Here is a 26,515-nt window from a genome sequence, read left to right as displayed (position 1 = left end):
CATATTAATTATTATCGTTTGACCAGTTTAACGGCATCGGCCGCCACACTTCTCAATTTACACTCGTTTGTCAGGGTGATATAAGCCGTATCGGCAGTAAAGTAATATACACCGAACTGCTCCCACCCTTCATTCGCTCTCTGGAGATCGATATAAGCGTCTTCCGACTCTTCTCCCTGCCGTACCTTGAAACGGTATTCGCCCTCCGCACGGTTGTTATATCTTATCTCATTACTTTTACTCACGTAATAATAAACGTCATATTGCCCTTCTGCCGGGATAGGAACTTTCCAGGTAGCCGTCTGACTTCCGTTACCGCTCTTTATCACATAAGCGGAACGGATATATTTTCCGTAATAGTTATTATTGGTCGTAGCCGTCCATTGCAATGGCGGACGCCAGTCGGACACACCGGAATATTTGAATGAGGTATCTTCCACCTTATCCAGCCATTTGGGAAGCAGCCCCACTACATCCGGTTCGGAGAGGACGAACAGCGTAGTATCTTCATTATCGACAATGATCTCGTCTTTATTGTCACGGGAAGAACCGGAGATAATAAAGTCGCCTTCCGTATCCACCTCCCGCCTTCTTTCTTCTTTTATATTCCCTATCTGCTGACCGATCACACTCGGCAAATTCCCGGATATCAAGGTATTGACTATCACATACCGCGGAGCATTCTCCCAAACGGACACCAACAGTTTTGTCTGATGCGGCTCCAATACGATCTTACGGTTAGCACGCGGATCAAGGTCAGGGCCACCTCGCTGCACACCTTGTATTTCCAGATGGACAATACCTTCATAATCGGAATTATTGCTTATCTGTATTTTCAGCACGAAGTTCTCTTCCCCCCTGTTTGTCACTTTCGTTACTTCAAACCGTTCGAGACTATAATAAGGAAGCGGTGTAGGACGTTCCCATTCGGCAAATCCGGAACGGATATCCGCATGGCCTACCTGCCCCAACGTATCCAACAGGCTCTCGAACTGGATATTGCGGAAGGTATTCCGTTCCAGTAATGTATAAAGGGAATCCCTGAAAGCATCCACCCCGATATTTATTTCCGGGACGGCGAACAACCGGTATGTTTTCAGGCTAATGATATTATTCAGCAAGTCGCGGTGTTCCACATCCGTAAGCAACTCTTTAAACGTCTGCTTCTCCATCAGCAAGCTCGCTTTCTCATTGTTACTGATACCGTTTATATCGCGCTCCCAACCGGAGTTATCCGATTTCTTTTGCAGATACAGTTCGATAGCTGCATTAGCGATCGGCCATTCGGGTGAGAATATATTGTATCGGAAATTATACAACTGCGGAAACAGGAAATAGGGATTTGCCTGCGACGATATATTGTAATTGCCCCGGCCGCTGGACGAGAAGTTGTAGTTCCCTTCCAGTCGGGTAAATATCCAGAGGAAGTTATTAAGCGCCCGTATCTTGGCTTCTTCCTCGGTAATTTCACGCCCTCCCCTTTTCGACCACTTGATCTGGTTCTTCCAGGCTCTTTCTACATCCAACTGTCCGAACACGCAACCTTTTTCAGGGAAAAGAACCATTTCCGGCTGCACCGCTTCCTGTGCCTGCGACCAGGCGCGAGGATAGGTAGAGAACTGCACCGGCACTTCCACCACGGAAAAGCGTTTGAACGGATAAGACAGTTTGTAAGTACGTTCCAGGTTCTCCCTTATATTGTGGATGAAAGACGGCACCGTGTCGAGAATAGAATCGAAAGTTGCCGTATAATAATCGTTCCCTTCGATATGCCAGATACTATATAAGGTACTGTCGGATTCCAGGCTTTGCTGTTTATATTTACCGATAATCAGTGAGACCGTCTGCGCCGGATATTCGGCAGCAAAAGAATAACTGCCGTCTTCCCCCTTCACTCCTTCTCCCTGCGACAAGGGAACCAGCCCCGGAAGCGGTTTCACCTGCAAGCCGAACCGGCTGAAATAAGTCTGCTGCCAGTCGGAACTGACATCGCTGTAAGCTGTGCCGGGACGCGGATACCAATAGGTTTCGGGCGTGAACAAAAGGTAGTCTTTGGTTTGGAACACATACTGTTTGTCTATATTGAACAGGAAGTTTTTATTTTCTTTCTGCAAAACCTCCGCCGGAATATCCAGATAGCAGAACTTACTGTCTATCCTGCCGCCATATTTAACAGAGAAAGTAACCGTATCCGACGGCACGATCTTTTCACCGAAATCAACCAGCAGGATCTGGTTATCCCGCTCAAAGCCGAGCTTCTTTCCTCTGCTTGTTATTTCCTGCACCTGTAAACCCGGATTCAGACAGAAAGTAAATACGGAAGCAGGTTCCAATACCGTCCCTTTCATCGTTACTTCCGAAGAGAATGTCTCCGGATGCTGCTCCACCGAGATATCATACCGGTCTATGATCATCTTAGGCGTATGTACATATTTATTGTTGACGGCAGTGTATAAGGCACGCATATCGCTTTCCTCCAAGATGGAATGCACATGTTTATATCCGGCAGCCCCGCTGACCAACAACATACAGAAGGAAAGAAACAACCACGGGTAATTGCTGCGCGAGGAATTAGGCAACCGCCTGAACAGAAAGATCGTAAAGAAGATAAAGGCAAGCCCGGCAAAGAAATAGATCGCCCGATGATTCAGCACCGTTTCCCAATTGGTAAAACCGACAATGGTGGACTTCACCAACGGCAGGCTGTAAGCCATATAGTCAAACAGGTAATAGAACTTGTCGCTGATATAAAAGATCGTCAGGCCGATATACCCCAGCAGAATGATAAAGGTCAACGCCTGGTTCTTCAACACCAACATCAGGAAGATAGACAAACCAATAATAAAGACCAGCGTAGGAATACTTATCAACAGGAAATAGAAGATATACGACTGCCAGTCGACCGCCATCCCCGACGTCATAACGTTAAACAGCAGGGCTATCGCCATAATGATGAGGTTCAGGATCAGGAATACACGCAGGTTTCCCCATATCTTCCCGATCACATATTCGGCATTACTCAACGGGCGGACATAAAACACCTCCGAAGTATCGAGTTTCTTATCCCTTTTCAGGAACTCCGAAGAAAGAAATATACAGATCACTGCCTGCCCGGTATTCAACAAAAGCAGGTTCAGATAAGGGAGATTGGCCGGTATCGCCTTCACCAGCCAGAATCCTCCGGAGTCTTCCATGATCAGCAGGGCAAAATCGAAGAATCCGAGTATAAGGATGGCCAGAACAGTAAAAACCTTAAAGAACCAGCTACGGATCAAGATCTTACTTTCATATTTAGCGACCGATAGTATATTGCTAATCATTCGTCCAAAGGTTTAACTTATTCTCCATATAATACACATAAGCATGCTCCAGGTTGGGTGGATACGACTCCGCTTCATATCCCTTGATCTCGTCGGCCACCACCTGCACTTCCCAGCCGGAGCCGGAAGGAATAGTGGAGATAACAGGGTATTTCTTATCTACCTCATGTAGTTGATCGCTCGTCACTTTTATACGCCATACTTTGCCTTCCGCCTGCTTCAACATATCCTGCGGGGAACCGTAGAAAGACACCTGCCCTTTGTTCATCAGCGCCATACAATTACAGGTACTGGATATATCGCCCACGATATGGGTGGAAAGGATGATCGTTACATCATTCTCGCTCACTTCCGAGAGCAGGTTGCGGAAACGGATACGTTCCTCCGGGTCGAGTCCGGTGGTCGGCTCGTCGACAATAATCACCTTCGGATGATGGATCAGTGCCTGTGCAATGCCCAAACGACGCTTCATACCGCCCGACAGCTTATTGGCATACCGTTCGCGCACATCGAACAGGCCCACATTTTCCAGCATGGCATCGACAGCCTGCTTTCTTTGTTTGCCGTTGGTCATACCCGACAGGCGGGCGGCATAATCCAGAAACTCGTACGTTTTATATTTAGCGAAGAAACGGAAGTCCTGAGGAAGATAACCCAATATCCCTCTGATCTCTTTACGCTGCCTGAGCAGATCGTATCCACAGATATCCACCTGTCCCGAAGTCGGTTCCATCAAAGCAACCAGAATACGCATCAATGTAGATTTTCCGGCACCATTCGGGCCCAGCAGTCCGAACATTCCCGTCGGTATCTCCAGATTCACATCTTTCAGGGCATGGTTGCCATTCGGATATACCTTATTGAGGTTCTTTATCGATATACTCATTCAGTCAAAGGTTCACAAGAAAGTTAGAATTAAGTCATAAAATGCTGGTAAAGATATACTTTATTCGCATTAATACAAATAAAAAACGTTCCCAACCAAAATATATTGGATGGGAACGCCCTGAATTAGATCCTGATAAGGAAATTTTTTAATAATTCTGCTTCATCGGTTCGAAGTATGCCTGAGGATGTTCGCAAGCCGGACATTTAGCCGGAGCTTTCTTTCCTTCGAATACGAAACCGCAGTTACGGCACTGCCACAAGATAGCTTCATCCTTTTCGAATACTTTTCCTTCTTCCAGGTTAGCCAGCAGTTTACGATAACGTCTTTCGTGTTCAGCTTCCACCTTAGCAATCATTCTGAAAGCAACAGCGATTTGCTTGAAACCTTCTTCTTCAGCGATGTCGGCAAATGCAGGATACAGGTCAGCCCACTCTTCATTTTCACCGGCAGCAGCTTCAGCCAGGTTTTCCATTGTAGAGCTGATCACTCCGGCAGGATAAGAAGCAGTGATTTCAACCATACCGCCTTCGAGGAATTTAAAGAAACGCTTTGCATGTTCTTTTTCCTGTTCAGCTGTTTCCATGAATACAGCGGCAATTTGTTCGTAGCCTTCTTTTTTAGCTACGCTTGCGAAGAATGTGTAACGACTTCTTGCCTGAGATTCTCCGGCAAATGATTTCAGCAGATTCTGTTCTGTACGTGTACCTTTAATACTTTTTTCCATAATGCTAATATGTAATATAAAATGAGTTTGTGTAATCGCCCTATTCAAATAACTCTCAAAAGTATGAAATTGTTTAATTATTTAATTCATTCTTTTACTTAAAATATATCTATCGGGCGATAAACGGTATTTATCCGCCTCCTTCCGGTCATTGCAACCATTGCCGCAAAGTACCGGTACCACCGCTGATTACATATACATCGGCTCCCTGCACGGGCGATATTTACAACGGCATCATTGTTTTCCTCAAATGGCTTTCATGGCCTTCATTCTCTTATATCCATTGATTAATAATGCGTAATAGATGAAGCCACTTTGTTTTCCGGGTTCATAATGGGTTCATAGTGGCTTCATAAACGGGTGCCTACCCGTTCGCCATCCGATGCCTATCCGTTGGCTTATCGATGCTTATCCGTTTCTTTATGGATGGTTCTAGCCGGTTTGGCAAGTGGCAGCACTACTGTGTTGGTCGTTTGGGACAGTAGTGCTGGCAGTCTGGTACTACTATCCCAACTTCTTCCCTATATAGTGCTGGCTTGCGGCCTATAGGGTATCACCCACTACCGTATATTGTAAAGCTGCGCAGGGTATAGAGTAGAGCCGTAAGCTTTCCAGATAAAAAGCGTAAGTCTTTTCCTTAAAAACTGCCTACCTGTTTCCGGTGGCTGCGGCACTCAATAATAGTGGCTGCCGCAGCGGTTTAAAATAGGTGCCGCACCCAAATATGATGGCTGCCGCACTCACTGGAAAAACTACCGGATTTAGAAAAAACTGAGCTATCCCGACCCTCGAAGAGGGCCAACTGACTTAACAGACAATAGAGACAGATCGTCCTCGAAGGGGGCGAATAAGAGCGACAGAAAAGCAACCCTATTCGCCCTCTTCGAGGACGGTTATCAGACGCAGTTTTTACCGCAGGTTACGCTTCGCTTCACCAGCGGTTAACATAGTAGGCCCTCTTCGAGGCCCTCAAGGATGCAATAACAGTCACAGCTGTATAGCTCAAATTTGCCAAAATATGAACCATGAAGGCGAAATGAAGCCCCGATGAAGGCCGGATGAATGCGGGAAGGCAGGTGGGTTCATCTTCTATCCGTCAGAATATCAGCTAGATATTGAATATAAATAGCTGATGAACCCACAATGCTTAAAAAACTTTTTTCTTTTTGCTTGTTTTATCCGACGAGACTCCCTACTTTTGCTCCCGTACCCCGGTATAGCGTTATCGGTCAGTACGTTTTATTGATTACAAGAGCGTTAAAAATATATTATCCTTCTATCGAAACTTCGACACTTTCATGGAAGCCGGATAATAGACAATGAAACGCTCACGTACCTTTCCTTGTTATATCTGTTCATAGGCATTGCTATATGCATATGTTTGTATGGATGTACAAGATAAAAGGGCGTGAGCTGTTGTTTATATCGGTTTCCAAGGCAGTCGAAGGCCTCGATAGAAGATATATCAACAGTCCTCACGCCTCTTTTATTTTTTATAACCATCCACTCGGGGATTGATGGGTATAATTCACATTAGTATGAAAAGAGCAAATTTACTCTTAACCGACCAGCCATCGTCGAAAAGTAAGATGGCAACAACCGGACACTCGACTCCGTCCGGCAGTGCACGAACCAAGACTGCGAAAGGCCTATTCTCTCACTTTATGTTTCTGGCAAGTTTGTTATTGATTTCGTTGCTGACGTCGGGAAAGGTGTTGGCTACGGAATACACGGTTACATTAGCCGATGCCGAAAACTGTGGCTTAAGTGTTTCTCCGGGAACGACTGATGGAAATACAAAAGAATTCACACTTACGGTTACTGACGGAACGAATACCAAGCTCCCTGACGAATTGGAAAGTGTTGTTATCGGGACAAATGAAGGATTGACAGCCAATGATGGAACTTCCGGTTATACTTATTCGAACGGTACTCTGACAATCGGTTCAGGAGTGACTATCGACGGTAACATTGTAATTATAGCTTCTGCTAAACCCAAAAGTAACGATGCCAGTTTAAAATCTTTGACTTATAGCATTGCAAGCATGAGCATTACAGATCAAGCTATCGAACTCCAATCCGAAACTTATACATATACTGTAGAATTGAATCAGTTTGTAGCTAATGCAACCGCTATTTCTTTAACTCCAACAGTAACGGCTACCGGTTTAGCTAATGTAACAGCTAATCTTGGAGTCGCTTCTTATTCCGGTTTAACGGGCGATGCTACCATTACTGTTACAGCCGAAAACGGAACAACACAAGATTATACCATCACATTTACATCAAAAGACAAGCTTAAAACTGTTGAGACTATCACTGTTGCCCAGTTAACTGAACGTTATGCAGATGCATCAAGTGTAATTACGGCTTTAGGAGCATCTAATGAAAATGCAACTGTGACAAGTGAGAAATCGACTGTGACAACATTGCCTGTCACCTGGTCATATAGTGAAGCGGACAATGGAAGCAGCCTCTATAATGCAGCAGTCGAAGCCACAAACAATTTCAGATGGACACTGAATGATTTAGGCGAACTGCTTAATCCGGATAACGTAGCAGTAACCGGGACAGTCAGCGTTCAAAACGCCGCCGCCAGCGACAAGACGGTAATCTCATCACTGACTTATAAAATAGGTGAAGAGGGCCAGTCAACTGCAGTAACCGGAGACCTGTCAGGTATCGGAGATCAAACCTATGCAGTCGAACTTCCGTATGGAACTGCAGCCGATGCCTCGATCACGGTAAATATAGCATGCAATGATAATGCAACTGCAAAGCTTGCCGGAGAAGAAGCAGCAACAGAATTCCCGCTTACATTATCAGAAAGTAAAGCATCGCTGGCTCTTATCATTACAGCCGAAAACGGAAGCACAACCCGCAACGTTACTATCAATTTCACCACCGCAAAAGAATTGGTAACGGTAGTTGCCGGAGTACCGAAAACTTACACTTTACCGAAAGTTGTTGCAGACGAAAACGCAGCTATCGCTTTGCTTGATGCAATGGATATGAAAACCATAACCCTGACGGCTAACAGCGGTGCACCACTGAAACTGAAATGGGCATATAGTGGAGATGAATTCAATAAAGCAAGCGGCCAGTCGAACAACTTCACCTGGACAGTTGTAAAAGAAGACGGTAGCGAGATCGCAGCCGATCAAAAGGTGACAGTCACCGGAACAACTGCTGTTACCAACTATACCGTAAGCGCAGAAGCCGGCATCGGTACATTGACTTATCAGGTTGCCGGAGGTTCAATAGAAACAATTGCACCGGTAAAAGAAGCCTCCGAGACTAACGACGTTACAGTTGCTTACGGAACAAAAAGTATTACCGTATCCATCACTCCGACTGATTCTAAAGCTACTGTCAGCCTTACTGAACAACCGAATGAGCACGGAACGCTGGTCGAAGGAGTAACTTCTTATGAAACTCCGGTTCTCGAAGCATTCAAATTTACCATCACTGCCGAAGACGGTACAACAGCTAAAAACTTTATCATCAAATTTATAGTCGACAAGGAAAAGATTACAGCCGTAACCGTTCCTGCCACTTACAAACTGACGGAAGCTGCAAAAGATGAAGCCGCAGCCATCGCTTTGCTGGCAGATATGGATGGTGTTGTTATTAAAACGAATGGTGTAATCCCCACAAAATTGAGCTGGACGTATGAAAAGAGTAAGAATAATAGCAAGGATTATTCAAGCGAAGGCGGAAAAACAAACGTCTTTAGCTGGTCGGCCGTTAGAGACGGTGAAGGTGATGCATTGGAAGCTGCCACAAGCGTAACGATACAGGGAACGACGACGGTCACTAACTTTATGCCGGCTGTTACCGGTGACCAATCGACAACAGATGTTCAAATCACAAATGATAACCCTGTCGATAAGATAGGTGACGGTCAGACAGCTACGACTGTAAAGAGCGTTGAGATTGCTGCGGGTGTTACTACCGAACAACTTACTATCAGCAAAGCAGAGATTAAGGAAAAACTCGACCTGAAAGAATCAGTCGGCGAGATTGTCTTAAATGAAACAATGATCCCGGAAATAACTCTTGCCACAGGTAAAACAACTACTCTTACTCTGCAATCAGGCAATGAGATCACTAAGATTACCAATGAAGGAACTCTGGTATTGCAGGATGCCGCCATAGCTCCCCGTACTTTGGCTATCGAAACACGTGCCGCACTGGCAAACAAAGGTGCTGTCGGAACAGTAGTAAACAACGGAGTCTTTACTGATAAGACGGCCACAATTGTTACTGTTGAGGGTAATGCCGATCTGACTATCACTACCCTTCCCAAAGACCAGTCTACAACCGGGAAAAGTATTACACTGAATGTTGTTGCCGAAACGACAAACGGAGCAATTACTTATAAATGGCAGAAATATACCACTCAATGGGTAGAAGCAAACGGAACAGATGCAAGCCTGAAAATAGACAAGACACAGGATGGTTCAATAAAGTATCGTTGCGAGGTAAAGAGTACGAAAAATGCTGCAACCACCACTCTTTACACCCCGGCTGTCACCGTTACTTTTCGCACTGAAGGTACGCCCTCTGAGCCGTCAAATCCGTCGACACCTACTTACACCGTATCACTTGATAAGGTAACCGGTGCGACTTTCAGCAAAAGTGAAACGACTACGGTAGACGAAGGTGATAACTTCTCCTTCAAGATTACGTTGGATAAAGATTATGACCAGTCGAAACCGGTTGTAACCGTAGATGGTAAAGCGATCACAGCAGATGCCGACGGCAACTATACGATCAAGAATATTCAGAAAGATATCAAGATCATTGTATCAGGTATTGTGAAGAATACCGCAACGGGTATTGAAGAAAATGTTGCAGATGTCGCTCGTGCCTGGACTGTAGGTTCTACCTTATATATACATGTACCGGAAACATCGGATGTATATGTAATCAGTGGTACCGGAGCTTTACAGCAACAACTTCGTGGTGTATCGGGCGACTACAATATGCAGTTGCGTGCCGGTTTCTATATCGTACGTATCGGTAACGTATCACAAAAAGTTATTATCCGCTAAACGGTATTAATACTAGTGTATGAAGAGGGGGACGTAATTGTCCCCCTTTTCTTATTATCCTATCGCACAATCCGTATCTGGTCGAGTATAAACGGATCTTTTATCTTCTTATCTTCGGCAAAGAGCAATATCTTCGAAATAACCTCAGCCGTCTTCGGATCCTCATCTACGAAAGGAAGGAAAAGACGTCCGCGATGCTGCGAATGAACAGGCAATACATTGATAGCCGCTCCCGCCTTCTGATGAATAACACCGCTACCCAGATGAACCGTATATTCGCCCATAGTGCCTTTGATAAAGGCATGGCTTCCCTCCAGCGTGACATTCGAAAGTTTGAACAACGGCAACGTGAACTCGATAATGGCCCGCCGCATTTCAATGGTTGAATGGCTGGCTTCCGGATCGACACCGCCTGCATGTGCCACACTGACAGCCAGATCCACATCGCGCATGACTTCGGAGAAGATCACTTCCGGAATATCCTCTATCTTCAACGCTTTATAGCTCTTTCGTTCATAGAAAGCCACCCATTCCAACGTAGGCGCTTCTATATCTGCGGGGCTGAACCAATCGGCCAGCGCATAGATACTGGCGATGATGTTCTCTTTGTAATAAATCTTTTGCAGCCCTTCTTCGTAGTTGGCAACCCAGCGGCGACCTTTCAACAGGGCTACTGTCTTTTGCGGTTGGATCTGGTTACCGGCATAACGAAGCGAGTTCGACATCGGACGTTCCTCATCCGTCTTCACATACAATTCACGGAACACCTGCTTAAAGGGTTGACGTATCCCTTTCTCAAACAGGCATTGCTGATAACGGTGCCATACGCCACGGTTATACAGATCGACAGGATGGGCGATACGGACGGAAGTGTCCGGCTTTTGGGCAATGCATTCGCCATCGGCCGTTACCAGGCAGTTGTCAGCGAAAAAGCCGGTATCGTTTTTGCTGACAAAGACAAGGTTCTTCAGCAAGGGCCAGATCACCGGATTACGGGTCAGGGCTGCCAGTTCGCTGATGAAGAAAGGCGTTTCGTCTTCCATCGCCTGTTCCAGCATAATACGGGAACGCGAATACTGGTTCTTCAACTTCTTATGGACAGCTTTCAGTTCCTCTATATAAGGATGCTTTTTCAGCTTGGCGGGAACGTTGTTCAAAGCCTTCTCTCCTTTCCTGTAACGTAGTTCGGACTTGCCTTCGGCATCTACCTCTACATAAACGGTGGTACCTTCCAGTTCGGTCGGAGTGAAATAAGGTTCCATCTCTTTGATCAGTTCGGTTTCCATACTCCACACCAGACGGGTCACATCGCTGTAGCCGGCATTGCGTGCCAGGTTTTGCATGCCGATCTCGACGGCTTTCTTTTCGCTTTCCTGACGTTGTGCACCGAAGGTCTTGCTCTCTTTCAGGAATTGTTGCAGATATTGGTAACGTTCCAGCAGGTCGGGCATTGCTTTCTTTGCCAACGGGATCAGGCAGTAACTCATCAGCAGGTCTTTGTTACGTTTGTCTTTGATCTGCTCCTTCGTTGCTGCGGCAACCATCTTTCCATTCACGGCATCCGCATATTTACGGGCACGGGTATGTCCCGTACCGGATGAGATATATTTGGCTGCATCGTAGACTACTTCGAAACGCTTCTCTCCTATCTCTTGGTAGGCTTCGCGGAACCAATCGATATCGAAAGCTCCCAGGCGAAGGTCTTCCGGTTCGATCGGCGTATAACGGGCGATGATGGCTTTCTTCTTGTCGTCGCACCATTCGTTGATATGGGCATGGAAGTAATAGGCAGCACTGGTCAGGCCTTTCCAGCCGATGCATTCCTGTATGATATCTAACCATTGCGGAGCGTACATGGCTGCTTCCACCAGACGTTCTTCAGTAATACCGGAGCCTTGCAGCAAGGTAGTCAGCACTTCCGCATTATCCGTCTTAGCCGGATAACAACAACGGAGCAGCTTGCTCAATACTTCTTTCTTCGTATAACTTGAGTTATAATAGTAGTCGGAACGGCCGAATGTGTCTTTGCCAAATGCTTTCAGTATCTGTACCAGATAGTTCACCCCTTCCACATATTCTATTTTCATGGCCAGAGGGGAAACTTCGGTCGGTGTGTCTCCACGCTTCAGCTCTATATCGAGGATACGGCCGATCACTTTGTTTGCCAGTTCACGAAATTTCGTGAACTCCGTATATTCATACTTCTTTATCTTCTGTTTTTGCCAATAGCTCAATGAGTCGGTAAAATAGCGGGAGACGAAGCTAAGCGAATCTTCAGAAGCACGGCGTACCATCAGTTCTTTCATGACCTCAGCTTCGGGTATCAGTCCCATTTCGTACGCTTTGGCAAAATCCAGTATGGAAGGGTTATTCTCCGGACTTACACTGACCGGATCAGTCATGAAATAATCCGCCATCTGATAAAACTTATAACGGAGCATAAAATAAGAAACAAATTCTTCATCGGTATCCCAGTCGAAGAGATCGGTCAGCCAGAAAGCGATACGCGCATCCCTGAATATGAAAGTGGTATAACGTTCTTTCCGGCCACCGTATGTTTCGTATTCATATATTCTGGATAGGTTACTCTTGTTGAGGATAAGACCAAAACCAATCATTATATTTCTTGCGACACTGCGGGCATATTGGTTATCCCAGTATTCTCTTGACAAGATGGTAAGTATCTGGTTAACAATATTCACATAATTCAGTTTACCCACCCGGGATTTCCTGTCCGTCAGATCGAAACCGTAAAAAGAACGGATAGCCGGAGAATAGTATTTGCTTACTTCATCCGGACGCCCGGACTCCCGGACATCATCCCAGCTAGTATTTATAAAGAAGTAGATTTGTAGCAAGGTGGCAAAATCGCCTATCTCCTCTTCATAGAATTTACGCCATACATTCGCCAGCGGATAACGGTCTATCTCAGGCATATCTTTATTGCTTCCTTCCGTCTCCCAAAAACTATTCCCAAGTAAAACAGAATAACCGTAACGGGTCTTATACTCATACCCGGCATTTCGGGCAACCAGTTCATTCAGCTTTTCCAGGATCGTATAGACATCTTCCTGTTTCTTTCCGAACAGCTTCTTCAGAAAAGAACCTTCCTGCAGGATGGGGAATACTTGCTTCATATCAAAACCATCGTCCATTTTCAGGTCAGGCACTGAAACCGCAGAGTCGGGATCATACAGGCCGAAACCATTCGCCTTGGTATAGGCTTCCGAAGGTGAATGTTCTTCTGTCAGCTGGTCGATCAGCAGTTGTTCCTTCGAGGTCGGATTGTTTATTGTGCTTACCGACGAAACTGCTTTTTTGTAAGTTCCGGCATACTCTTCTTTCTTACGGATGGTAAGCAACATATCCAATCCGGCTAACCGCTTTTCCGACACAGCAGCAGTAAGCAGACGTTCGATACTGCCCGACAGGGCTTCCTTATCCTGTTTCAAGAGCATGGAGATTGCTTGTTGACGCAGTTCGCCCGATTTATATTTCAACAGTTCTTCGATAGACAAATACTGTTTGCCGGATAATTCCATTTTATTCAATACCTCATAAGCAGACTTCCGGGGATATTCGGCCCGGTCGCCCAATGCTTTTACGACTGTATCGACCTGTATGGCTGAAGAAGGATCGTTCAGCAAATCCCTGATTACGCAATGACGCACACTGCTATCCATCTGGTCGTAGTAATTACACAGATCGTTCAACAGTTCTTCGCTTCCCAGCACATATACAATGGCAACCATCTTCCTGGTTATATCCTGCCGGGATAATTCCACGCTATGCCAGGGAAAGATAAACGGAGAGAATGTTTGTTTCTTCGGTAGTTGATTATAGATATCTTTCAGTATATCATAATGCTTCCTGGCTTCAGCCAGTGATTCGAAATAAGAATGGTCTTTCTTCTTATCGCTATAATATCCCAACGATACGCTATGCAAATAACTGTCGAGGAAGGCGGCAACAAGCGACAGATCACCGGAATATAACTCCAAAGCCTGCTTGGATAGTTTCTCACGTAGCCAGTCGCATTGGGTAGCTACAAGATAATAGAACAAAACTTGTATCTTATGTTTTACCCCTTCTTTTATGATTTCATTGGCACAAACGTCGAGGTCTTCCATCTTAAAGAAACCTTTCGTCCAAAGGGCCATATACACTTCGATGCTATCCTCGCTTTTCAGACAGGAGTCGGCATAGGTGGGATCAGTCAGCATCAGATGGATCAACTCGATCAGTTTCTGATTGATACGGTCGGCATTCGCTTCATTGACCAGGCCTGTCCAGGTTCCCACAGCACGTTTAACCGATGAGAAACGTTGCAGGTCATTTGTCCGGATTATATTGAAAAGATAGATAAAGGCTTCTGTCGTACCGCTATCCATTGTTTCACAGATAGACTGTCGAAGTCCTTCCTGCAAGCGGGCGGCCAAAAGAAGTTTACCCTCCAATTCATAGAGTTCGCGGTTATTGCTTGTGACTATTCCCTGCAATAAACTATATGATATTCTTCCGTTGTTTTCTTCTCCGCAGATAATATCTTTCGTCTTTTGGATGATAGCATTATTTCCGGCGTCTATCTCCACACTCATCAGGTGATGAAAACTGATGTCCGAGATAAAGACACGCTCCTCTTCGGAACGGCCACCTTCCATAAGGGTTTCAAGCGAAAGACCCGAAGCTTTGATAGCGAGGAAGTCTTTCAGGGCATCCAATGCTTTCACGTAATGAAGTCCACCGTTTGCAGAGCGAAGCGGCCGGCGGTAATAACCGGAAGTATAAGGGATAAAGGCCATCTTATTCAGCCAGGCGACATACTTGCCGGCATATTCATCGCCCAACATATGCTTCAGCACATGATAGCGATCGTCCTCGAAAAGTTGGCCGATATAACTGAACTTGCCTTTAAGCATTAATCCATACAGGTAATGATCGGCTTCATAGGTATAGTCCGTCATCCGCTTGATCAGCAAATCGAATAAAGCGCGTTCGTTTTCACTAAGTTTGTTTTTGTTACTTACGATTTTGTCTACATAATCGGAGACGTATTGATTGGATTCTTTTCTCCAGAATAAACTCATGTTGCTTCCCTCCTTCTTTATTACCACATACGACCGGCCAACATGGTCAACCGGATAAAAATTAGTTTATCTTCTTCTTTCAAATCAATTATCTGATCGGACGATTCCAGTTCCTCTTCATTCAGAAAGACACGGAATATGCCGTCTTCAAACGATTGCAAGGCATTACGAACAGCTTTCTCCGTATCTGCAGGCAGGCCATTATAATTAAATTCAAAGCTAACCTTTCCCGTTGTCGCCCTGTCTTTTATCTCTTCATCCGTAAGATACTTCAACAGATCATTTTGTTCCAACCGTTCATTGTATTCCTCCACCTGCCGGATAACGATCGCAACGATCAATTCCGCAACCGTACCGGGAACAGCATCCAATAACACCTCTTTATCTTCAACAGCATTCCGTCGTTTCCCCAACTGCTTTACATTAACAAATATCTTCATATAAATCAGAGTTTTGTAATATTTCTTATATGCTTTACAAAGAAACAAAATAATATAGGAACTATAGATAAATATTATTCATATATTTGGACACCAATTAATAATCAAAATATCATTAACTATGAACTTACAGGTAATACAAAACAGGATTTATGAGATCAGAGGACAAAGAGTCATGCTTGATTTTGATCTCGCAGAGTTATATAATATTGAAACCAAAGTATTAAAACAATCCGTAAAACGTAATATAAAACGATTTGAAGGTGAAGACTTTATGTTCGAACTTACTAAAGAAGAACTTTCAAGGTCACAAATTGTGACCTTGAACACAGGAAGAGGAAAAAACTTCAAATATATGCCTTTTGCTTTCACCGAATTAGGTGTAGCCATGTTATCATCCGTACTAAATAGTAACATTGCCATAGAAATAAATCGTTACATCATGCGGGCTTTTGTTCAAATGAGAAAACAACTAGTCACAAATTGTGACCAGTTACCCTGCAACAGAAAGCTGAACGAATTGGAACAGCAAGTCAAGTACCTTCAGGAAGATATGGAAAGTCTTACTAAAGACCATGAAAATTACGAACAACATTTTGATGATATTTATCTGGCTTTAGCGGAACTTGCTGCAAAGAACAAAGAAAAGCCGGATAACCCCCGTCCGAAAATAGGTTATGTGAAGTAAAACTAAATAAAATAACTAACTTTGTGGCTTTAAACTGAAAACGATAAAAAACGATTAGATATTATGGAGTACAATTTCAGAGAAATCGAGAAAAAATGGCAAGAATACTGGATTGCCAACGGGGTTTACAAAGTGAAAGAAAATAAGGATAAACCCAAATACTACGTGTTGGATATGTTCCCTTACCCATCGGGCGCCGGACTACATGTAGGACATCCGCTCGGTTACATCGCATCTGACATTTATTCCCGTTTCAAACGGTTACAGGGATTCAACGTATTACACCCGATGGGATACGATGCTTACGGCTTGCCCGCAGAACAATATGCCATCCAGACCGGACAACATCCCGAAGTAACTACAAAACAAAATATCGCCCGTTATCGTGAGCAGATGGATAAGATAGGTTTCAGCTACGACTGGAGCCGTGAAATCCGCACATGCGAACCGGAATATTACCACTGGACACAATGGGCATTTATCAAAATGTTCAACAGCTACTATTGCAACGATGAAAAGAAAGCACTTCCTATCGATAGCCTGATCGAAGCTTTCGAAGCAGTAGGAACAGAAGGTCTTAACGTTGCCTGTGGCGAAGAAATGAGCTTCACTGCCGATGAGTGGAAAGCTAAAAGCGACAAAGAAAAACAAGAAATATTACTGAACTACCGTATCGCTTACCTGGGTGATACAATGGTAAACTGGTGCTCGGAACTGGGAACCGTATTGGCTAACGATGAGGTAGTAAACGGCGTGTCCGAACGTGGCGGCTTCCCTGTCGAACAAAAAATGATGCGCCAGTGGTGTCTGCGTGTATCCGCCTATGCACAACGTTTGCTGGACGGACTGGATACGATCGACTGGACAGACTCGTTGAAAGATACACAACGTAACTGGATCGGACGTAGCGAAGGTGCCGAAGTTAACTTCAAAGTAAAAGACAGCGATCTGGAATTTACGATCTTCACCACCCGTGCCGATACTATGTTCGGTGTAACCTTTATGGTGTTGGCTCCCGAAAGCGAACTGGTTGAGAAATTGACTACTCCGGAGCAGAAACAAGAAGTAGATGCTTATCTGGAACGTACTAAAAAACGTACCGAACGTGAACGTATTGCCGACCGTCAGGTAACAGGTGTATTCAGCGGATCGTATGCAATCAATCCGTTCACCGGAGATGCAGTGCCTGTATGGATCAGCGATTACGTGTTGGCCGGTTACGGAACAGGAGCTATCATGGCTGTTCCGGCTCACGATAGCCGCGACTATGCTTTCGCCAAACATTTCAACCTGCCTATCATCCCATTGATCGAAGGCTGCGACATAAGCGAAGAAAGTTTCGACGCTAAAGAAGGTATCGTCTGCAACTCACCGAGACCGGATGTAACTCCTTATTGCGAGTTGTCACTGAATGGATTGACTGTTAAAGAAGCTATTGCCGCTACCAAGAAATTTGTAGCAGAGCATAAGTTAGGACGTGTAAAAATAAACTACCGCCTGCGTGACGCTATCTTCAGCCGTCAACGTTATTGGGGCGAACCGTTCCCTGTGTATTATGATGCCAACGGACTGCCTCAGATGCTGCCGATGGAAGCACTGCCCCTGCAATTGCCGGAAGTAGATAAATTCCTGCCCACCGCAACAGGCGAACCTCCATTGGGACATGCTACTAAATGGGCCTGGGATTCTGTAAACAAAGAAGTTGTAGAAACATCCAAAATAGATAACAAAACAATCTTCCCGCTGGAACTTTGCACAATGCCGGGATTTGCCGGTTCATCCGCTTATTACCTGCGTTATATGGATCCGCACAATAATAAAGGATTGGTCGATAAGGATGTGAACGGATACTGGCGCAATGTAGACCTGTATATAGGTGGTACGGAACATGCTACCGGTCACCTGATCTACAGCCGTTTCTGGAATAAATTCCTGTATGATATGGGTGTCATTTGCGAAGATGAACCATTCCAGAAACTGATCAACCAGGGTATGATCCAGGGACGTTCCAACTTCGTATATCGTATCAAAGATACCAACACATTCGTATCTCTGAACCTGAAAGACCAGTATGAAGTAACTCCTATCCATGTGGATGTAAACATCGTTTCCAACGATATCCTGGATATCGAAGCTTTCAAAAACTGGCGTCCGGAATATCATACAGCAGAGTTCATACTGGAAGATGGCAAATACGTCTGCGGATGGGCTGTTGAAAAGATGTCCAAATCTATGTTCAACGTAGTAAACCCGGATATGATCGTAGACAAATACGGTGCGGATACCTTGCGTCTGTATGAAATGTTCTTAGGCCCGTTGGAACAGTCTAAACCCTGGGATACGAACGGCATCGACGGTGTTCACCGCTTCCTGAAGAAACTGTGGGCTTTATTCTATGGCAATACGGAAAGCTTACAGATCACAGACACTGAACCGACAGCTGAAGAATTAAAATCATTACATAAACTGATCAAGAAAGTTACATTCGATATCGAGCATTTCTCTTTTAATACTTCTATCAGTGCTTTCATGATCTGTATTAACGAATTAGGCAGCCTGAAATGCAATAAGCGTGCTATCCTGGAGCAATTGATCATATTACTTGCCCCGTTTGCACCTCATACTGCAGAAGAGTTATGGCATGTATGTGGTCATACCACAACGATATGCGATGCTCCGTGGCCGCAGCACAACGAAGAATATCTGAAAGAAAATTCAGTTATTTACGCCATCTCATTCAACGGAAAAGCCCGCTTCAATCTGGAACTCCCGGCTGATATGCCCCGCGAAGAGGTAGAAAAGGTTGCTCTCAGCCACGAAAGTTCCGCTAAATGGATGGAAGGCAAAACTCCTAAAAAGGTAATTGTCGTTCCAGGTAAGATCGTTAATATCGTTATCTAAATGAGAACAGCTCAGTTTTATAAAGTTTTCTTTTCCATACAGGATTATCTGATGATTCTGTTCGGAACCATTTTATACGGTTTCGGATTCAACGCATTTATCCTGTCTAATGAGATTGTTACCGGTGGTGTCAGTGGTATTTGTGCATTGATATTCTTTGCCACTGGCGGCGCCATACCGGTATCGGTTTCATACTTTGTTATCAATGTTGTCTTACTATTAGCCGCTCTAAAGATTTTAGGACTTAAGTTCCTGATAAAGACAATCTTTGGAGTATTCTCGCTTTCAGCTTCCCTGTCATTTTTTGAATGGTTGCTGAAAGGAAATCCGATCTTACATGATCAGCCATTTATGGCCATTATGATCGGTGCCCTCCTCTGTGGTGCTGGATTGGGATTGGTATTTTCCGCCAACGGAAGTACCGGAGGAACGGATATTATCGGAGCTATTGTAAACAAATACAAGAACATATCTATCGGACGTGCCTTGTTGTTTTGTGATTTCTTCATTATCAGCTCTTCTTTCTTCCTATTTCATAATGTGGATAAGATCGTGTTCGGTTTTGTTGAAATGATTATCAGCAACTATGTCCTCGACATGGTGTTAAACGGTAACCGCCAATCCGTACAATTCCTTATATTCTCACAAAAATATGATGAGATAGCTGATCGGATCATCCATGATCTGGATCGTGGATGTACCATCCTTGATGGCGTAGGAGGTTACTCCAAAAAGCCGGTCAAAGTAGTTGTCTTGTTAGCTAAAAAATCAGAATCCATATCCATCTTCCGCCTGGTAAAACAAATAGACCACCAGGCATTCATATCACAAAGCATCGTCCGCGGAGTATATGGAGAAGGATTTGATCAGATAAAGACATAAAACGATTATTCAAACAATTTAAAGCACTTCCATACGTTATACATATCGTACAGAAGTGCTTTTTTATTTATATATTTACAAACATGAAACTCGTATTTGCTACAAATAACCAACATAAGTTGGATGAAGTACAGAAAATAACAGCAGGTTACACTGAAATAATTAGTTTAGCTGCTATCAATTGTCACGATGATATCCCGGAAACAGCTGATACTCTGGAAGGAAACGCTTTACAAAAAGCTCGCTATATCAAAGAAAAATTCGGTTACGACTGTTTTGCCGATGATACCGGTCTTGAAGTGGAAGCTTTAAATAATGCACCCGGAGTATATTCTGCCCGCTACGCCGGCCCTGGTCATGACTCTGAAGCTAATATGAAGAAACTTCTTCAGGAAATGAATGGGAAAGAAAATCGTAATGCCCGTTTCCGTACTGTTATCGCCCTGATTTTAGATGATAAAGAATATCTGTTCGAAGGTATAGTAAATGGTCAGATCACGAATGAAAAACGTGGAACAAGCGGTTTTGGATATGATCCAATCTTCAAGCCATACAGTTTTGAGCAAACATTTGCCGAAATGGGTAATGATATTAAAAATACGATCAGTCACCGGGCTGAAGCTGTTAAGAAATTGAGTGCATTTTTATCTACATTATCAGAATAAGTTATGAGAAGAATAGTATATACTCTTTTATTAATTTGTATTACAGCCCCTTATATTATAGCTCAAAAAAGTGTAGGAGAATGGAATACTTATCTAGCTTATTATACAACAACAAAGATTACCGAAGGTAATAATCATGTATATGCAGTAGCAGACGGTTCTTTATATAGCTATAACAAAGAAGATAATAGCATTACTCATTATTCAAGACAAACAGGCTTAAGCGATAATGATATAAATCATATAAGTTTTAATCCTGAAGTAAATACTTTACTCATCACTTACAGTAACGGAAATATTGATCTATTAGGAGAAAATGGTGTATATAACTTATCTTATCTACTTGATAATTCAAGCGTAACAAATAAAACTATCAATAGCATCTACCTATATAAAGAATTTGCTTATCTATCCACTGATTTTGGAATCATCGTTCTGAATATGAATAAAAAAGAAGTGAAAGATACTTATAAACTAAATAGAGTAATATATTCTGTTGCTATTAATAATGACCATATCTATGCAGCTTCTGCTACTGGTTTAATATATGCTTCATTAGATAGTAATTTACTGGATTATAATGAATGGAAAACTTATGCATTATCTTCATCTGAATTCGACACAGATAGTATTAGTCAAATATGTTTCTTTCAAAATAACCTTTGTTTATTAGCCGATCAAAATCAAAAGAACAAAAGCGGTATTTATTATCAACAGACAGACGGTACAGTAAAAAGTTTATTAAAAAATGATAACCTGAAAGATATGGTTCTTCAAAACAATAAACTAATATCTTATACCAGTTCTGAATTATATATTTATTCTTCTTTATCCAATTCTAACAGAGATGTTATCAATGTAGGTATTATAAACTGTGTGGCATCTCTTAAAGATCCTAATACATTCTGGATAGCTTCAGGTACAAACGGAATAAAAGGTATACAAAAGAAAAATAATCAATACCAAGTCATTCTGGAAAATACTAATAATGATACACAATATCCGAAACGTAACTATAATTATTTCATGACAACACATGAAAATAAATTATTAGTTATCGGAGGAGGTCGCTGGACAAATCGTTGGGGAAGACCAGGAACATTTATGGAATATGAAGATGGAAAATGGTTTAATTTTGATGAAAATGAGATAAATAATAAATTCAGATATTTTTGGGATTATACAGGGATAGCAGTTGACCCTGAAGATCCGGAACATTATTTTATTTCATCTTATGGAGAAGGGATAGCCGAACTAAAAGATAAAGAAGCTATACAACTCTATACTTATAAAAACAGTGCATTAGACACTATCAAAGGAAATTTAAATCCTTACGATTATACCCGTATAGGTGGTATAACTTTTGATAATAAGGGTAATTTATGGGCAACAAACTGTGAAGTTGAAAGCGTTCTTAAAGTACTAAAAACTGACGGAACCTGGGGTAGTTTTCAATTCAATGATTTTACAAACGTCCATTTGGCTGATAAAATAACAATCACATCCGATAATCGTAAATGGGTTAATGTTCCCTATGGAAATGAATCCGGCATTTTAATATTTGATGATAATGGAACCATAGACGATACTGGCGATGACGAACATCGTTTTGTAAAAACATTCAGTGATATAAACGGTACAATCGATGCCAGCGGTTACTTTTGCATTACTGAAGATAAAAATGGACAGGTCTGGATTGGAACTAATAGAGGCCCGATTTACTGTACCAATCCCAAAGCTAAACTGGAAGAGATAAGATGTAGCCGGGTTATTCGTCCTGCCGATGAAATAAACGATGTTCCTTATAACTTCCTGGACGGAGAACAAATAAACGCTATTGCTGTAGACGGTGGAAACCGTAAATGGATAGCTACCCAAAGCTCCGGTGTATTTTTAGTTAGCGAAGATGGCATGGAAACTATTGAGAACTTTACAACAGCTAACTCTCCTCTCCCATCTAATCAGATTAATTCATTGACAATAAATCAGCTGACCGGAGAAGTTTTTATTGGTACTGAAAATGGACTGGTATCTTATATGGGCGATGCTACAGAGGGAAAAGAAGACTATTCAAATGTATACGCTTACCCAAACCCTGTGCGTCCGGAACATAGCGACCGGGTTACAATTGTCGGATTAATGAACGATTCGAATGTAAAAATTACAGATCTGAGAGGTAATATCATATATCAGGGTAAATCTGCCGGAGGAACTTTCACCTGGGATTGCCGAAGTAGAAAAGGAGGCCGTGTTGCGACAGGAGTTTATCTGGTATTATCAGCTACACCGGAAGCCAAAGAAAGCGTAGTTACCAAGATTATGGTAGTGAAATAAGTATCTGCCTGGTTATCTTTTTAGCTCCTTTATCATTAGGATGAATTGCATCATAAAAATCGGATGCTTCCAGTAAATCAAAACAATTTATATAGGGAATATATCCCAATTCATTTATATAAGACTGAAGAGCTTCCTGCTTTTCAGTCTTTTTTGCTGATATAATATCAGGATTGTACGGCATTAATACCAGGTAATATTGAATATTTTTCGCTTTAAAAAAAGCATAAGACTCTTCTAGCAACCGTTTCCATTCAGCAGTGATTTCATATGCTTCAAACTTGTTTTCTTTATTCTGTTCATCCAGGCCACGTTGATAAACAGCTTCATTTCTATAGGAAGCCTGAGACGCCGGATAACGTAATTCATTGTCTATAGAATTTTCAGGTGCATCATCATCTAACAGATTACGAAGAACAAATGAGAATCCTGAAAACAAACAATTCCTGGCCTTATAATTATAGTACCAGTCCGATTTATTCAATTCGTCATATAAGGCAGGTACCAACAATTTTGTCTGATCATCCATTTTATAACCATACATATGTAAAGCAACCTGATTAGGTATATCCATATCAAGCGGCTTGGATAAAGCATCTATATCAAGACATTGAATAACCGTTTTTACAGAAGCAGGCAAAGAAGTATAATATAAAGCACTCTCACTCAGTTTCTGCCCGGTAGAAGTAAAACTGTATACAACAGGATGATCACTCAACTCCCTTTCCAACAGATAACCATCTACTCCACTCATCCCTCTGCTATTACCGAAGATAACAACTTCAGGAGTTTGTGTTGTATCCCTTATTGTATTCAGTATAAGTTTAGTACGGGCATAATCATTTGGCAGCATCCTGAAAAAGCAGGGAGTTACCCTATTCAAACAGGCCATTAGAACTATTACAAATAATAGAAAAAATACTAACCTCTTTATCTGCTTACCTGTCAGTTCCATAACTTCTTAAAATTGAAAATAAATAAAATTGGAAGAATCAGCCCCAAAGAAATAAATAGAAAAGAGTATACCGGCATAGATTGAATATCTGACAAATGAACTTTGTATATTCTCTATATCCAACCCAAAAGGTTTATTCCTGTTCACCCATTCTACACACAACAGAATAACGATGAATGCGAGTGATAACATAGCAGTTACATTATTAGCACCACTCACTTTAGGTATTCTCAACAAAGAAGACGAAAATATATTATTAATATAATCGAACGCAACAGAAAGCGTTTCTGCCCTGAACACGATCCATCCCAGGGTAACGAACCCAAAAGTAATTAACATCGAAACAACGGGAGGAAACATACCAGAATCAGCTTGTTTCCTCTTATCCAGCAATAACAAAGGAATAAATAAAAGACCATGATATATTCCCCAGGTTACAAATGTCCAGTTTGCTCCATGCCATAATCCACTCAATAGGAATATAATCAGAATATTACGTATATGTTTATACTGGCCCTTTCTGCTACCTCCCAAAGGTATATACACATAATCAACAAACCAGGTGTTTAATGAGATATGCCATCTACGCCAGAAATCAATAATATTTCTTGAAAAATAAGGATAGTTGAAATTCTGCTTTAATGTTATGCCGAACAACCGGGCTGTACCAATCGCAATATCCGAATAGCCGGAAAAATCCCCATATATCTGGAAAGCAAACAAAACAGCACCTAAGACCAACGTACTGGCTGAATAATTCATATAATTACCGAATACATCATTGACTACCAATGCACAGTTATCAGCAATTACCATCTTTTTAAAAAATCCCCACAGGATTTGCCGCATACCATCTACAGCCTCCCCATAAGTAAACACCCGCGGTTTATAAAACTGAACCAACAAATTAGTAGCCCTTTCGATAGGCCCGGCAACCAATTGAGGGAAAAAACTTACAAAAGCAAAGAAAGCTACAATGTCCTTAGTAGGTTTCAATCTCCTTCTATATACATCGATCGTATAGCTTAAAGCTTGGAAAGTATAAAAACTTATACCAACCGGAAGAATAATCTGTAAGGTTGATTTATGCAAAGCAATCCCTATAAATGAAAAAGCTTCAACAAAGTTATCAACAAAGAAATTGAAGTATTTAAAAAATCCTAGGATAGCTAAATTCAGGAAAATATTGGTTCCGGTTATCCATCTGCATTTCTTTCGGACAGATGGCGTATCTTCCGATAATGAGTTTCCCTCTCTCGCCTTTTCAATCGCTACACCGCTCAACCAGCTACAAAAGGAAGTAAATGCAATCAATATCAGAAAACGCCAGTCCCACCATCCGTAAAACAGATAGCTGACAATTACTATAAACAGATTTTGTAATTTTATCTTCCTGTTGAATACAAACCAGTATAACAAAAATACAATAGGAAGATAAATTAGAAACTCTATCGAATTAAATAACATACGACTCTGTTCTGCGGATGATGGGACAATTATACTATTATAATCCTAACTTCTCAGAAATCTCCAGCATCTTTCTGATCGGTCTGATTGCTTTCTTTTGTACCTCTTCGTCCACAAATATTTCAGGCATTTCAAACTTCAGACAGTTATAAAGCTTCTCCATCGTATTCAAACGCATAAAATTACATTCGTTGCAGGCACATGTGCTATCATTGGGAGGAGCCGGAATAAACTCTTTATCCGGACTCTTTTTTCTCATTTCGTGAATAACACCACTTTCCGTCGCTACAATGAACTGTTTCTTATCCGACTTGATAGTATGCTTCAAAAGAGCGGCAGTCGAACCAACGAAGTCTGACACCTGTATAATAGGCTGTTTACATTCCGGGTGAGTAATCACATCCGCATCCGGGTATTGTTTCTTTACTTCCAGTATCTTTTCTAACGAGAATTCTTCGTGGACATGGCAAGCACCATCCCAAAGCAACATATTACGTCCGGTAATACTGTTTATATAATTCCCCAGGTTACGATCCGGGCCAAAGATCATCTTTGTTCCTTCCGGAAAACTTTCTACGATCTGACGGGCATTCGTAGAAGTCACTACCACATCCGTAACAGCCTTTACCGCAGCTGTCGTATTTACATACGAAATAACCACATGATCCGGATGCTGCTTTACAAATTCAGCAAATTCCGGAGCCGGACAACTATCTGCCAGAGAACAGCCGGCATTCAGGTCAGGAACCAGAACTTTTTTATCCGGACACAATATCTTAGCCGTTTCACCCATAAAATGAACGCCACAGAGAACTATTATATCTGCCGTAGTCTTGGCAGCCCACTGGGCTAAAGCCAAACTATCCCCAACAAAGTCTGCTATATCCTGTATATCACCAGTTTGATAATAATGCGCTAAAATAATAGCGTTCTTTTCTTTGCGAAGTTTATCAATGGCTTCCTTCAGATCCATATCTTTGGGAACCGGTGCATCCATATATCCGATCGATTGATTTGTCAACATGATTTATCTATTATATTATTCTTAATTTTAATTCTAAAGATAAATAGGATGTATATAATATCCTGTTAAAATGGTTCATATA

At 42.4% G+C, this 26,515-nt stretch carries 14 protein-coding genes; 6 read left to right on the top strand and 8 right to left on the bottom strand.

What is annotated here, in order from left to right; genetic code table 11:
• Positions 1 to 11: 11 nt before the first annotated feature.
• The 3 genes from HMPREF1212_RS21275 to rbr form a co-directional block, all read right to left on the bottom strand.
• A complete protein-coding gene (locus HMPREF1212_RS21275; protein WP_046151002.1) occupies positions 12 to 3,320 on the bottom strand; it encodes a golvesin C-terminal-like domain-containing protein in 3,309 nt (1,102 codons plus the stop codon).
• Positions 3,313 to 4,206: an ABC transporter ATP-binding protein gene (locus HMPREF1212_RS21270; protein WP_028729996.1), complete on the bottom strand. Its 894-nt coding sequence runs from the start codon at positions 4,204 to 4,206 to the stop codon at positions 3,313 to 3,315. Before HMPREF1212_RS21270 ends, HMPREF1212_RS21275 begins: the two co-directional genes overlap by 8 nt.
• 148 nt (positions 4,207 to 4,354) lie before the next feature.
• Positions 4,355 to 4,933, bottom strand: a complete 579-nt coding sequence (gene rbr, locus HMPREF1212_RS21265; RefSeq protein WP_028729997.1) for a rubrerythrin — start codon at positions 4,931 to 4,933, stop codon at positions 4,355 to 4,357.
• Positions 4,934 to 6,471: 1,538 nt separating this feature from the next.
• Between rbr and HMPREF1212_RS21260 the strand changes: the two genes are divergently transcribed.
• The gene (locus HMPREF1212_RS21260) at positions 6,472 to 9,990 is read left to right on the top strand and encodes a hypothetical protein (RefSeq protein WP_157317091.1); all 3,519 of its coding nucleotides are present in this window, start codon (positions 6,472 to 6,474) and stop codon (positions 9,988 to 9,990) included.
• 59 nt (positions 9,991 to 10,049) lie between these two features.
• Here HMPREF1212_RS21260 and HMPREF1212_RS21255 read toward each other — a convergent pair whose 3' ends face one another.
• Positions 10,050 to 15,077: a DUF4132 domain-containing protein gene (locus HMPREF1212_RS21255; protein WP_046151000.1), complete on the bottom strand. Its 5,028-nt coding sequence runs from the start codon at positions 15,075 to 15,077 to the stop codon at positions 10,050 to 10,052.
• A 20-nt stretch (positions 15,078 to 15,097) separates the two neighbouring features.
• Positions 15,098 to 15,517, bottom strand: a complete 420-nt coding sequence (locus HMPREF1212_RS21250) for a hypothetical protein (protein ID WP_046151277.1) — start codon at positions 15,515 to 15,517, stop codon at positions 15,098 to 15,100.
• A 121-nt stretch (positions 15,518 to 15,638) separates the two neighbouring features.
• On the opposite strand from HMPREF1212_RS21250, the gene HMPREF1212_RS21245 reads away from it, so the two are divergent.
• The 5 genes from HMPREF1212_RS21245 (at position 15,639) to HMPREF1212_RS21225 (ending at position 22,987) form a co-directional block, all read left to right on the top strand.
• Positions 15,639 to 16,205 carry an ORF6N domain-containing protein gene (locus HMPREF1212_RS21245; protein ID WP_046150999.1) on the top strand — a complete coding sequence of 189 codons (567 nt, stop codon included), beginning with the start codon at positions 15,639 to 15,641 and terminating at the stop codon, positions 16,203 to 16,205.
• Positions 16,206 to 16,268: 63 nt separating this feature from the next.
• Positions 16,269 to 19,106, top strand: a complete 2,838-nt coding sequence (gene leuS, locus HMPREF1212_RS21240; protein ID WP_046150998.1) for a leucine--tRNA ligase — start codon at positions 16,269 to 16,271, stop codon at positions 19,104 to 19,106.
• Positions 19,107 to 19,988 carry a YitT family protein gene (locus tag HMPREF1212_RS21235; RefSeq protein ID WP_028730002.1) on the top strand — a complete coding sequence of 294 codons (882 nt, stop codon included), beginning with the start codon at positions 19,107 to 19,109 and terminating at the stop codon, positions 19,986 to 19,988.
• Positions 19,989 to 20,071: 83 nt separating this feature from the next.
• The gene (locus HMPREF1212_RS21230; protein ID WP_046150997.1) at positions 20,072 to 20,653 is read left to right on the top strand and encodes a non-canonical purine NTP diphosphatase; all 582 of its coding nucleotides are present in this window, start codon (positions 20,072 to 20,074) and stop codon (positions 20,651 to 20,653) included.
• 3 nt (positions 20,654 to 20,656) lie between these two features.
• Entirely contained in the window at positions 20,657 to 22,987 is a 2,331-nt protein-coding gene (locus HMPREF1212_RS21225; RefSeq protein WP_046150996.1) for a type IX secretion system anionic LPS delivery protein PorZ, read from the top strand.
• Here the strand turns inward: HMPREF1212_RS21225 and HMPREF1212_RS21220 are convergent.
• From HMPREF1212_RS21220 to nadA, 3 genes are read right to left on the bottom strand one after another with little or no spacing between them, the layout of a single operon-like run.
• Positions 22,971 to 23,942, bottom strand: a complete 972-nt coding sequence (locus HMPREF1212_RS21220) for an SGNH/GDSL hydrolase family protein (protein WP_046150995.1) — start codon at positions 23,940 to 23,942, stop codon at positions 22,971 to 22,973. The two genes, HMPREF1212_RS21225 and HMPREF1212_RS21220, sit on opposite strands and share 17 nt — an antisense overlap.
• A gap of 6 nt (positions 23,943 to 23,948) precedes the next feature.
• The gene (locus tag HMPREF1212_RS21215; protein ID WP_028730006.1) at positions 23,949 to 25,409 is read right to left on the bottom strand and encodes an MBOAT family O-acyltransferase; all 1,461 of its coding nucleotides are present in this window, start codon (positions 25,407 to 25,409) and stop codon (positions 23,949 to 23,951) included.
• A gap of 37 nt (positions 25,410 to 25,446) precedes the next feature.
• Entirely contained in the window at positions 25,447 to 26,433 is a 987-nt protein-coding gene (nadA, locus tag HMPREF1212_RS21210; protein WP_028730007.1) for a quinolinate synthase NadA, read from the bottom strand.
• Between the last annotated feature and the right edge of the window lie 82 nt (positions 26,434 to 26,515).

The organism is Parabacteroides sp. HGS0025 (genome assembly GCF_000969845.1).
GTDB classification, from domain to species: domain Bacteria; phylum Bacteroidota; class Bacteroidia; order Bacteroidales; family Tannerellaceae; genus Parabacteroides; species Parabacteroides gordonii.
This window is presented reverse-complemented; position numbering and strand designations above follow the sequence as displayed.